General features: G+C 68.2%; 12 protein-coding genes. 11 read left to right on the top strand and 1 reads right to left on the bottom strand.

Annotation, left to right across the window (positions count from 1 at the left end):
* Position 1: 1 nt before the first annotated feature.
* From E1263_RS08290 to E1263_RS08300, 3 genes are read left to right on the top strand one after another with little or no spacing between them, the layout of a single operon-like run.
* Entirely contained in the window at positions 2–211 is a 210-nt protein-coding gene (locus E1263_RS08290) for a hypothetical protein (RefSeq protein ID WP_132166595.1), read from the top strand.
* Between the two features lie 2 nt (positions 212–213).
* Positions 214–990, top strand: a complete 777-nt coding sequence (locus E1263_RS08295) for a hypothetical protein (RefSeq protein WP_132166596.1) — start codon at positions 214–216, stop codon at positions 988–990.
* Between the two features lie 35 nt (positions 991–1,025).
* The gene (locus E1263_RS08300) at positions 1,026–2,411 is read left to right on the top strand and encodes a replication-associated recombination protein A (RefSeq protein WP_132166597.1); all 1,386 of its coding nucleotides are present in this window, start codon (positions 1,026–1,028) and stop codon (positions 2,409–2,411) included.
* On the opposite strand, the gene E1263_RS08305 is transcribed toward E1263_RS08300, so the two are convergent.
* Positions 2,408–2,824 (bottom strand): SitI3 family protein, encoded by a 417-nt coding sequence (locus E1263_RS08305; RefSeq protein ID WP_132166598.1) that lies wholly within the window; start codon positions 2,822–2,824, stop codon positions 2,408–2,410. The genes E1263_RS08300 and E1263_RS08305 overlap by 4 nt on opposite strands.
* 736 nt (positions 2,825–3,560) lie before the next feature.
* Between E1263_RS08305 and E1263_RS08310 the strand changes: the two genes are divergently transcribed.
* From E1263_RS08310 to E1263_RS08345, 8 genes are all read left to right on the top strand, one after another.
* Positions 3,561–4,508 (top strand): PDDEXK family nuclease, encoded by a 948-nt coding sequence (locus E1263_RS08310; RefSeq protein ID WP_132166599.1) that lies wholly within the window; start codon positions 3,561–3,563, stop codon positions 4,506–4,508.
* 121 nt (positions 4,509–4,629) lie between these two features.
* Positions 4,630–5,040, top strand: coding sequence for a DUF948 domain-containing protein (locus E1263_RS08315; protein ID WP_132166600.1), 411 nt, complete (start codon positions 4,630–4,632; stop codon positions 5,038–5,040).
* A complete protein-coding gene (locus E1263_RS08320; protein WP_132166601.1) occupies positions 5,037–5,276 on the top strand; it encodes a DUF6167 family protein in 240 nt (79 codons plus the stop codon). The genes E1263_RS08315 and E1263_RS08320 overlap by 4 nt, the downstream gene beginning before the upstream one ends.
* Positions 5,277–5,280: 4 nt before the next feature.
* Positions 5,281–7,950, top strand: a complete 2,670-nt coding sequence (gene alaS / locus E1263_RS08325) for an alanine--tRNA ligase (protein WP_132166602.1) — start codon at positions 5,281–5,283, stop codon at positions 7,948–7,950.
* Between the two features lie 3 nt (positions 7,951–7,953).
* Entirely contained in the window at positions 7,954–8,412 is a 459-nt protein-coding gene (ruvX, locus tag E1263_RS08330; RefSeq protein ID WP_132166603.1) for a Holliday junction resolvase RuvX, read from the top strand.
* Entirely contained in the window at positions 8,409–9,581 is a 1,173-nt protein-coding gene (mltG, locus tag E1263_RS08335; RefSeq protein WP_132166604.1) for an endolytic transglycosylase MltG, read from the top strand. The genes ruvX and mltG overlap by 4 nt, the downstream gene beginning before the upstream one ends.
* Positions 9,581–10,402, top strand: coding sequence for a shikimate dehydrogenase (locus tag E1263_RS08340; protein WP_132166605.1), 822 nt, complete (start codon positions 9,581–9,583; stop codon positions 10,400–10,402). Before mltG ends, E1263_RS08340 begins: the two co-directional genes overlap by 1 nt.
* The gene (locus E1263_RS08345; protein ID WP_238161124.1) at positions 10,389–11,840 is read left to right on the top strand and encodes an FAD-binding oxidoreductase; all 1,452 of its coding nucleotides are present in this window, start codon (positions 10,389–10,391) and stop codon (positions 11,838–11,840) included. The genes E1263_RS08340 and E1263_RS08345 overlap by 14 nt, the downstream gene beginning before the upstream one ends.
* Positions 11,841–11,847 lie beyond the last annotated feature (7 nt).

The following is an 11,847-nucleotide window of genomic DNA, read 5'->3' on the forward strand; positions in this document are numbered from 1 at the left end:
GATGACTCAGTCCGAACTGCAGGAGCTGATCCGGACCGGCGCAGCGGCACCACTGCTCGCCGGTACCGAGATCGGCCCCACCTGGTACGACGGGCAGTGGTGGCACATCCCCGGTGATGCGCCTGACGACGCGGACTACGAGCTCGCCGACGCTGAGCTGTCAGCACAGTTCGATTCGCTGCGCCGCCGTACCCGATTGCTCGAAGGCTGACGGTGCCGCGCGACGAAGAAGTGGTCGCCATCGAGCAGGTGATGGACCTGTTCGCCACCGAGGCTCTGCTGGCGCTGGAGAAAGCCGATCGGCCGGCTGAGCGGCTCGCCGAGCAGTGGCAACGGCTGGGGCTCGATGAGCTCCAGCTCAGCGACTCCGAAGCCCAGCAGCACCTGGCCGCCGCGGTCGCCGGAGCCCCGATGGACAGCAGCGACCTCCGCCGGGAGTATCGGGATTCCTACGGCCGGAGCCACGTTCCACCGCTGGCGGACCAGTGGCTGGACGAGTCGCTCACCCGCCTGGCGCGCGCCGGCGTACTGCGCGATGTCGTCGCAACCGGCACCAAGCTGAAAGTCAGCGAGCCACTGCGGAAAGCGGCCGATGATCTGGTTCGCGAGGGTATGCAGCTGCTCGAAGGCCGCCGCTTCCTGGACCACCAGCAGACTGCTCCACTCCCCGGACGCAAGGCGCAGATCCTCGGCTACGCGACCGCCCTGACAGCCTGTACGGCGTACGGGACGGCTGTGCAGTCGCTGTCGCAGCCAATCCCCGTCCAGGCGGTGCTGCTGGCACCGGCGCTTGTCTACCTGACTGCCAGGTACCGGAATCTCGAGCGCGACTGGATGGTCGGCCGTCACAACCAGGTGACGCCGGCCAAGGATCAGTTGGCCGATGCCCGTTGGGACGCGGCAGACGCGGTTGACGCCGCAGCTCAGCCGACGCGCGCCGACACACGGGTGATCCGGGCCGCTCGCCGAGAGGCTGGTCCGTCCCGCTAGCCGACGTTGTCGGTGCGGGTGGATAGGCTCTGGGGGTGAGTGAGGGCTTGTTCGATCTGCCGGGAGCTCCTGCGCCTGCGAGAGGCGGCGGGAGCCTTTCCGACGTGGACCACGCGGCGGCGCCGCTGGCTGTCCGGATGCGTCCGCGCAGTCTGGACGAGCTCGTCGGGCAGCAGCATCTGCTGGCGCCGGGCTCGCCGTTGCGACGGCTGGTCGAGGGTGACCAGCCGATGTCGCTGTTGCTGTGGGGGCCGCCCGGGACCGGCAAGACCACGATCGCGGCAGTCGTCTCGCACCAGACGAACCGCAAGTTCGTGGAGCTGTCCGCGGTCACCGCTGGCGTGAAGGACGTCCGCCAGGTCATCGACGGCGCGCGACGGGACCTGGCCAGGCCGGGTGGTGCTGTCGAGACGGTGCTGTTCATCGACGAGGTCCACCGCTTCACGAAGGCCCAGCAGGATGCCCTGCTCCCCGGCGTCGAGAACCGCTGGGTCACCCTGGTCGCCGCCACCACCGAGAACCCGTTCTTCTCGGTGATCTCGCCGCTGCTGTCCCGCAGCCTGCTCCTGACACTGGAGTCGCTGACGGACGACGACATCTCTGTGCTGCTCGACCGAGCCCTGGCGGACGAGCGGGGGCTGGCCGGCGAGTTCACGCTGGCGCCCGACGCCCGCGACCACCTGCTGCGCATGGCCGGAGGAGACGCCCGCCGCGCCTTGACCTACCTGGAGGCGGCGGCAGGCGGAGCCCGCGCCAAGAACGCAGCTGCTGATGGCGCCGCGACCTCGACCATCGACCTCGAAACGCTCGAGACCGCGGTCGACCAGGCCGCCGTACGGTATGACCGGGCGGGCGACCAGCACTACGACGTCGCTTCGGCGCTGATCAAGTCGATCCGTGGCTCAGATGTCGACGCCGCAATGCACTACCTGGCGCGGATGATCGTCGCCGGTGAGGACCCGCGGTTCATCGCCCGTCGCCTGGTCATCTCGGCCAGCGAGGACATCGGCATGGGTGACCCGACCGCGCTCGGCGTCGCAGTCGCCGCAGCAGACGCCGTACAGCTGATCGGTATGCCGGAAGCCCGCATCAACCTCGCGCAAGCTGTGGTCGCACTAGCCCTGGCGCCCAAGTCGAACTCCGTCATCAGCGCGGTCGACGCGGCCATCGCCGACGTGAAGGCCGGCAAGATCGGCCCAGTCCCGTCCCATCTCCGCGACGCCCACTACGCCGGCGCCAAGAAGATTGGCCACGGAGCGTCGTACCAGTACTCCCACAACGACCCCCGCGGCGTCTCGTCGCAGCAGTACGCCCCCGACGTCATCGACGGCACCGACTACTACACCCCGACCCGTCGCGGCGGCGAAGCTGCCTACGCCGACCGCGTCGAAGCCATCCGCAAAATCCTCCGCAACCGCTAGTCCTCCGGGTAGGGCATTGCTGCCCGGCGTTCGAAGGGCCAGGGCAGAAGCTCGGGCGCCCAGAAGTAGTCGCTGACCACCAGGTCGGCGCCTCGGCGCAGCAGCAGGATGCGTTCGTAGTCCTGCTGCAGTACGGCGTCGCCCGGTTCCGCAGCCAGTACGGCGATCACGTGCCGCGCGATCTCGGCGTACTGCGGCTCGGGCTCGGCGACCTTGTCGAGCCGGAAGCCGATGCTGATCTCGGGTTCGCCGAGGACGAGGTTGGGACGGCCGTCGCGGTGCACGGCGATGCGGAGGTCGGTCGGCGTCCGGTGGGTGGTGACCGGCGGTTGCCACGGCTGTGCGGTGAGCAGACCGCTGATCGCCTCCGGGGGTGTCGGCGTACAGAGCTGAAACGTGTACTCGATCGCCATCGCGCCAGCGTAGAGGCCCAACCACTACCCACCCTCGCGTGTGCGCCCACCCCCGGTCGTGCCGAGTGAACCCACTGGCGCTCCGTCCCCCGTTGTGTCGAGTGAACCCAGCGTGCTCAAGAATCGTCGAGTGTGCGGACCGTGTTGCTGGCAAACCCTTGCCGTCGACAATCTCCTGCCACTCGACACGGTGGGTTCAGTCGGAGACGCCGTCGTGTCGAGTGAACCCACTGGCGCCTCGCCGACCCCCGGGTCGTGCCGAGTGGACCCACTGGCGCTCCGTCCCCGTTGTGTCGAGTGAACCCAGCGTGCTCAGGAATCGTCGAGTGTGCGGACCGTGTTGCTGGCAAACCCTTGCCGTCGACAATCTCCTGCCACTCGACACGGTGGGTTCAGTCGGAGACGCCGTCGTGTCGAGTGAACCCACTGGCGCCTCGCCGACCCCCGGGTCGTGCCGAGTGGACCCACTGGCGCTCCGTCCCCGTTGTGTCGAGTGAACCCAGCGTGCTCAGGAATCGTCGAGTGTGCGGACCGTGTTGCTGGCAAACCCTTGCCGTCGACAATCTCCCGCCACTCGACACGGTGGGTTCAGTGGCGAGCCGGTACGGCGGGCGGACGGAGTGCCAGTGGGTTCAGTCGGTACGACGGTGGGGGCGGAAGGCACGGTGGGTTCAGTCGACGCAGGGGCTGTGGATAACGGAATCGGCCGAGAGGAGATTTGGGGGAGAGTGGGGTGATGCGGAGGGTCGGCGCGGTGAGCGCAGGGTGGCGGCGGGATTTGCTGGCGGCGGGGATCACCCGGGCGCAACTGCAATCGGCGGATTGGGTCTCGCCGCATTTCGGGTATCACCGCAGCACCGGGCTTCGCGATGAGGTCCGGCAGCGCATCGTGGATGTGGCGGCGGTGATGCCACCCGAGGGGGTGCTGGGTGGATGGGCCTCGGCATACCTGCAGGGCGTTGCGTTTCTCGATGGAGGTTGGGCTGCGCCCGGTACTGCGAGCGGGCTGCGAGGCGAGCCGGTGCTCGTCGTGCTTCCACCTGATCGGCGGACGGGCCGGTCGGACATCAGTTCGTTGCGCGCGGCGCTGGATCCTGCGGACGTGGTCGAGGTCGGTGGGATCCGCTGTACGAACGGCGTGCGGACCGCGTTCGACATGCTCAGGCTCGCGCCCGATCTGACCGAGGCTGTGGTCGGCGGCGACTGCCTGCTCCATGCGGGGCTCACTACAGCTCCCGGCCTGGCGAGGTACGCCGACAGTCACCAGGGGCGGCGCGGCGTCCGGCAGTTGCGCGCGGCACTGCCGCTGCTCGAAGGGCTCGCGGCGTCGCCGCCGGAGTCGAGGCTGCGGCTGTTGTGTCACCAGGCGGGGCTGCAAAACATTCTCGTGAATGTGCCCGTCTACGACCTCGACGGGACGTTCCTGGGGATCGTTGACCTGCTGGAAGACAGCACCGGCCTCTCGCTCGAGTACGACGGCGAGTACCACCGCGAGCTGGGCCAGCAGACTCGGGACAACCACCGGGAAGAGCGCCTCGAACGGGTGGGTCTCACGATGCTCCGGGTGACTGCCCTGGACATGCAGGAGCCCGGGTCATTGGTGCGCCGCATTCGCCAGGCGCACCAGGCTTGCCGGTCTGATCCCGCACCTCGCCAATGGGTTCATCAGCTCCGCGCCGCCTAGAGGGAACCCGGTTTGGTGGGGGACTGTTATGTGGGGGATGGTGTCCTGAAGAGTTGTGTTGTATGGGCGCGCGATAGGGTCGTGCGGTCCACGAGGTCGCAACGGAAGGTGGATCGTTTCCATGAGCGTCGGTGAAGTCGCAGGGCTGATAGCGGCCTGCGCACTGCTCATCCTGGTGGGCCTGCTGGCCTATCCGATCCTGAAGCTGGGCAAGGTGCTGGACGAGACCCGGATCATGGTGAAGGGAGTCTCCGACTCCAGTGTGCCGTTGCTGGGCGAGGTCACCACGACCGTCGCGACCACCAACGCGCAGCTGGCCAAGGTGGACACGATCACCGACAACGCGACCACGGTGACGACGAACGCGGCGGCGCTGATGTCGCTGTTCTCGGCGACCGCGGGTGGGCCGCTGGTGAAGGCGGCCGCGTTCACGTACGGCGTGCGCCGGGCGCTCGGTGAGAACCAGCGGCGTGATGTGAGCCGCCGGGTGAAGGACGAGATGAAGGCCGAGCGGAAGGCGCGGAAGCGATGAAGCGGATTCTCTGGCTGATCATCGGGATCGCCGTGGGTGTCTACGCGGTGACCCGGCTGAAGAAGCGTGCCCACGTGCTCGCTCCGGAGGCTGTGCAGGAGTCGGCGGCCAAGCTGGCCGCGGCGGTGCGGCACTTCGGCGACCAGGTCCGCGAGGGCATGGCCGAGCGGGAAGCAGAACTCAAAGACGCGCTGGGCATAGACGCCGCCGCGAACGAACGTGAGGACTACCGGTAACACCATGGATACCAGTGAGATCAGGCGGCGGTTCCTGAACTACTTCGAGGACCGCGGCCACACGGTGGTGCCGAGTGCGCCCCTGCCGTCGCCGGACCCGAACCTGCTGTTCAACGTGGCCGGCATGGCCCAGTTCGTGCCGTACTTCGTCGGCCAGCAGACCCCGCCGTACGCGCGGGCGACCAGCGTGCAGAAGTGCGTGCGGACGCTCGACATCGAAGAGGTCGGCAAGACCACCCGGCACGGCACGTTCTTCCAGATGAACGGCAACTTCTCCTTCGGCGACTACTTCAAGGAGCAGGCGGTCCAGTACGCCTGGGAGCTGGTCACGAAGTCGCAGGCCGACGGCGGTTACGGCTTCGACGAGTCCAAGCTGTACGCCTCGGTGTACTACGAGGACGACGAGGCGATCGACATCTGGAAGCGGGTCGCCGGGCTGCCCGACGACCGGATCGTCCGGCTCGGCATGAAGGACAACTTCTGGTCGATGGGCATCCCGGGTCCGTGCGGCCCGTGCTCGGAGATCCTGATCGACCGCGGCCCGGAGTTCGGCGCGGACCGGGACTGGGAGGCGGGCGACCGCTACCTGGAGTTCTGGAACCTGGTCTTCATGCAGAACATCCGCGGTGAGGGTGGCGGCAAGGACGGCTACCCGATCCTCGGCGAGCTGCCGAAGAAGAACATCGACACCGGTCTCGGCCTCGAGCGCGTCGCGTACCTGCTGCAGGGCGTCGACAACATGTACGAGATCGACGAGATCTTCCCGGTCATCGAGCAGGCCTCGGAGCTGACCGGCCGCAAGTACGGCGTCGACCAGGTCGACGACGTGCGGTTCCGCGTCATCGCCGACCACGTCCGCAGTGCGCTGATGCTGATCGGCGACGGTGTCACCCCGGGCAACGAGCAGGGCGGCTACGTCCTGCGCCGGCTGCTGCGCCGCGCGATCCGGTCGGTGCGCCTGCTGGGTTACGAGGACCCGAGCCTGGTCGAGCTGCTGCCGGTCAGCCTGCAGCAGATGAAGAAGTCGTACCCCGAGCTGGAGGCCGACTTCGGCCGGATCAGCCAGGTTGCGTACGCCGAGGAGGACGCGTTCCGCCGTACTCTCACGGCCGGTACGACGATCTTCGACCTGGCCGTCAAGGAGACCAAGGCCGGCGGTGCGCAGCAGCTCGGGGGCGCGAAGGCGTTCCAGCTGCACGACACCTACGGGTTCCCGATCGACCTGACCGTCGAGATGGCCTCCGAGCAGGGCATGCAGGTCGACACCGACGGCTTCCGGTCGCTGATGAAGGAACAGCGCGACCGGGCCAAGGCGGACGCGCGGGCCAAGAAGTCCGGTCACGCGGACACCTCGGGCTACCGCGAGCTGCGCGAGTCCGGTGTCACCGAGTTCACCGGCTACCAGGAGCTCAGCACCGATTCGCAGGTGCGCGGTCTGCTCCGCGAGGGTGTCGTCGCGAACGCCGCTGAGCAGGGCGAGACCGTCGAGGTCGTGCTGGAGAAGACGCCGTTCTACGCCGAGTCCGGTGGCCAGATCGCCGACGAGGGCGTGATCGTGGCCGACGGCGTCAAGCTGAAGGTGCTCGACGTCCAGCGTCCGGTCAAGGGTCTGATCGTGCACAAGGTCGAGGTCCTGGAGGGCGTACTGCGGCCGGGGCTCGATGTGCACGCCGAGGTCGACCACGAGTGGCGGGTGTCGGCCTGTCAGGCCCACTCCGGCACGCACGTCGTCCACGCGGCTCTGCGCCAGGTGCTCGGCCCGAACGCGCTGCAGAGCGGTTCGTACAACAAGCCCGGTTACCTGCGACTCGACTTCGCGTGGGGCTCGGCGCTCGACCAGGCCACTCGCTCCGAGATCGAAGAGGTCGCGAACCTCGCCGTACGGCAGGACCTGCCGGTCGCGGCGCAGTACATGACGCTTCCGGAGGCTCGGGAGTGGGGAGCGTTGGCGCTGTTCGGTGAGACGTACGACGAGCAGGTCCGCGTCGTCGAGATCGGCGGCCCCTGGTCGCGTGAGCTCTGCGGTGGCACGCACGTCAAGCACTCGTCGCAGGTCGGTGCGCTGACCATCACCAGCGAGTCCTCGGTCGGCGCCGGTGTGCGTCGCGTCGAGGCCTTCGTCGGCATGGACGCGCTGCGCTACCTGGGCAAGGAGCGGTCGCTGGTCCGGCTGCTCAGCGAGAACCTGAAGGCCCGTCCGGAGGAGCTGGTGGCCAAGGTCGCCGACCTGTCCGAGCGGCTGAAGGCGGCGGAGAAGGAGCTCCAGCAGGTCCGCGCTGCCCAGGTGCTGGAGGCTGCGGCCGAGCTGGCGAGCGCCCCGAAGGACGTCTTCGGCGTCCAGTACGTCGGCCACCGCGCGCCCGACGGCGTGAATGGCGGGGACCTGCGCAAGCTGGCTCTCGACATCCGCGGCCGGATGGGCGAGGACAAGCCGTCCGTTATCGCCGTCCTGAGCGTGAACGACGGCAAGCCCGGCATCGTGATCGCACTGAACGACACTGCCCGCGAGTGGCGGCTGTCGGCCGGTGACCTGGTCCGCGTTGCGGCCGAGAAGCTCGGTGGCAAGGGCGGCGGCAAGGCCGATGTCGCGCAGGGTGGTGGCACGGATGCAGCCGGTGCCGAGGCAGCGCTGGACGCTGTCGAGTTCACCGTCGGTCAGCTCGTCACGGGCTGACGCATGCGACGGGGGGTGCGGATCGCACTGGATATCGGCGACGCCCGGATCGGCGTCGCCACCAGCGATCCGCACGGAATCCTGGCCACCCCGGTGGAGACCGTCCGCCGGGGGCCTGGTGACCTGGGTAGGATCGCGGCACTCGCCGCCGAACTGGAGGCGTTCGAGATCGTGGTCGGGCTGCCGCGTTCCCTGTCCGGGGGCGAGGGCCCGGCGGCGGTGAAGATCCGGGAGACGGCGAAGCAGGTGCAGGACTTGGTGCAGGTGGGGAACGCAGGGCTGGCGGTGCGCCTGGTGGACGAGCGGTTCACCACGGTCACCGCCGAGCGGATGCTGCGCGAGCGCGGGAAAAAGGGTGCCAAGCGGCGGGCAGTGGTCGACCAGGCCGCCGCGGTCGTGATTCTGCAACACGCGCTCGAGTTCGAGCGGGAGACCGGGAACCCACCGGGGAGGGCCTTGTGACGACACCGGCTGGGGACGACGACGATCTGGACCTGGGCCTGCGCCCGGAGAGCCGTGTCGAGCGGCGCGCGAACCGGCGCAAGCAGCGGGCCCGGCGCGGTTTCGGCTGTTTCGCGGTGATCATCTCGCTGCTCGTCGTCGGCTCGCTGGTGGGCGGCGCCGTAGTCGGATTCGGCAAGGGCAAGGACGCGCTCGAGAAGATCTTCGCCGCCCCGGACTACGAGGGCGAAGGCTCTGGTGTGGTGACGGTCGAGATCACCAAGGGCCAGGCTGCGGCCTCGATCGCGGACACCTTGGAGAAGAAAGAGGTCGTCAAGAGCGCCAAGGCGTTCGAGCGGGCCGCCCGCAACGACAGCCGCTCGCTGCAGATCCAGGCCGCGACGTACACGCTGAAGAAGCACATGTCGGCCAAGGCCGCGCTCGAGCTGATGCTGAACACCGACGAGTCGGTCAAGGTGCTGCGGTTCAGCGTTCCGGCCGGGAAGACCAAGGCCGAAGTGATCAAGATCCTCGAGGCCCCGAAGCTGAAGCTGCCGGCCGGTGCCGCGGCCGCCGCGATGGGCAAGCCGGCCTCGCTGGGACTGCCGGCGTACTCGAACGGCAACGCCGAGGGCTTCCTGTTCCCGGGCACGTACGACGTGCCGAAGGGCGCGACGGCGTTCTCGATGATCAAGCAGATGACCGCGGAGTACGCGAAGAACACGGCCGCGCTGAACTTCGTGAAGACCGCGCAGGGCAAGGATCTCGATCCGTACCGCGCGCTGATCGTGGCCAGCATCATCCAGGGTGAGTCGAACCGTAAGCAGGACTACGCGAAGGTCGCCCGGGTGATCTACAACCGGTTGCAGGCCGACATGCCGCTGCAGATGGACTCGACCGTGCACTACGCCGTCGGCCGGGGCGGCGGTGTCTTCACCACCGACGAGCAGCGGAGGTCCGACTCGCCGTACAACACCTACAAGCACAAGGGTCTGCCGCCGGGACCGATCAGTTCGCCGACCAAGGACACCCTGCGGGCGGCGATCAACCCGGCGAAGGGCCCGTGGCTGTACTTCACGCTGGTCAACCTGGACACCGGCGAGACCGCCTTCGCGGGCACCAAGGCCGAACACGACGCGAACGTGGCGAAGCTGCAAACGTGGTGTGCCGCCAACAAGGGCCGCTGCTGATGCGTTGCGCCGTGCTCGGTTCGCCGATTGCGCACTCGTTGTCACCGGCCATGCATCGGGCCGCGTATGCGGAGCTCGGGCTCGATTGGCGGTACGACGCCTTCGAGGTGGCCGAGGACGAGTTGCGTGGGTTCGTCGCGTCGCTGGGTGATGACGTCCGCGGGTTGTCGCTGACGATGCCGCTGAAGCGCGTTGCGCTCGACCTCGTGGACCACGTCGACCCGGTCGCGGAGCTGATCGGTGCCGCGAACACGATGATCTTCGAGGCCGACGGATCGCGGTCCGCGCACAACACCGACGTCCCGGGGCTGGTGAACGCGTTCGCCGAGCGCGGGATCACGGTCGCGGATTCCGCCATCGTGGTGGGCGGGGGAGCGACGGCGGCGTCGACGCTCGCCGCTCTGCGGAGTATGAAAGTCAGCGAGGTGACCATCGTCGTCCGCGACCGGTCGCGTGCGGAGCGGCTGCTCGATCTCGCTGCCGAACTGGGACTCCGGACTTCGGTTGCAGATTTTTCCCAGATCGAGCGAACCGGAGGGTTCGATCTGTGCGTCTCAACAGTGCCTGGTGGAGCAATCGATCCCTGGGTGGAGCACTTCGCGAACGTCGCCCCGGTGGTGTTCGACGTGGCGTACCACCCGTGGCCGACCCAGCTCGCCATCGCGGCGCACCGGATCGGTACAGAGCTGTTGAACGGGCTTGATCTCCTTGTGCACCAGGCAACTCTGCAAGTGGAGATGATGACTGGTAGGTCGCCGGCACCTCTGGCGGCCATGAGGGCCGCAGCCCGTGAGGAGCTCAACGATCGTGAGCCAGCTTGACCGTCGTACCGTTCTGAAGGCAGGCGGCGCTGTTGCCGCCGTCGCCCTGACCGCCGCCCCGGAAGCGATGGCGGCAACGACCGCCGCGCCGAACTGGAACCGGCTGTCCAGATCGCTGCAGGGCGGCAAGTTGTTCATGCCTTCGACGCCGGGTTACGCCGCTGCGCATCAACTCTTCAACCCCCGCTGGGATTCGGTCCAGCCGGCTGCGGTCGTCCGCGCCGCGAAGACCGCTGACGTGATCAGCACGATCAACTTTGCCCGGGACAACAAACTGGTGCTGGTGCCGAAAGGTGGCGGTCACTCGTACGTCGGTGCATCCGTGATCAGCAAGGGGATCCAGCTGGATCTCAGCGCCCTGCGCGGGATGACGTACACGCCGAACGGAGTCCTCACTGTCGGTGCGGGCGCCAAGCTGTACGACGTGCACGCGTTCCTCGACAAGCACGGCCGTTCGCTGCCGACCGGGACCTGCCCGACCGTGGGTGTGGCCGGTCTGGCGCTCGGCGGCGGGATGGGGATTCACACCCGCGCCTGGGGGCTGACCTGCGACCGCCTGGTCGGGATGAGTGTGGTCACCGCTGACGGCAAAGCCCGCGTCATCAACACCAAGTCCGACCCGGATCTGTTCTGGGCGCTGCGCGGTGGCGGCGGTGGAAACCTTGCCGTCGTCACATCGTTCCAGTTCGCGACGATCCCGGCCCCGAAGATCGGCTTCTTCCGGCTGACCTGGCCGGAGGCCAAGGCCGCGGCGGTCGTCGCCGGCTGGCAGAAGTTCATCGAGAAGGCGCCCAGTACGGCGTGGGGCAACCTGCATCTCGATGCCAAGAGCAACGGAACCGTCTCGGTCCACGTGCTCGGCATTTCGACGACCGGAAACGCTGCCGCTGCGGCGGCGCAGCTGGAGTCCTTCGTCGGCTCGAAGGCGACCACTCGCTCGATCACCGTGAAGACGCACATGGAGGCCGTGAAGTACCTCGGCGGCGGTACCACCAGCCCCCGTCAAGGTTTCCTGGCCGGCTCCGACGTCCTGCGCGCCCCGATGAACTCGACCTCGATCACTGCACTGATCGGCGTGGTCAAGTCCGCGGCACGCGCCAAGACCCCGGCCGCGGCGATCATCGATCCGCTCGGCGGCCAGGCCGCCAAGCAGCCCGCCGGTGGCGCCGCCTGGCCGTGGCGCTCCGCGCTCGGCGTCATCCAGTGGTACGTCGGGACGGCCGCGCACCCGTCGTCGGCCCAGCTCAAGGCCGCGCAGACGTTCATCGACCAGGGTCACGGCGCCGTCCGCTCGTTCTCGGCCGGCGGCTACGTGAACTACGTCGAGGCCCGCCGCGGCGTCGCCACCTACTACGGCAGCAGCCTGACCCGGCTGCGCGGGGTCAAAAAGAAGTACGACCCCCAAGGCTTTTTCCGCACTCCCTACACCTTCGTCTAAGTAGAGT

Origin of the sequence: Kribbella antibiotica, assembly GCF_004349055.1 — a bacterium.
GTDB lineage: Bacteria > Actinomycetota > Actinomycetes > Propionibacteriales > Kribbellaceae > Kribbella > Kribbella antibiotica.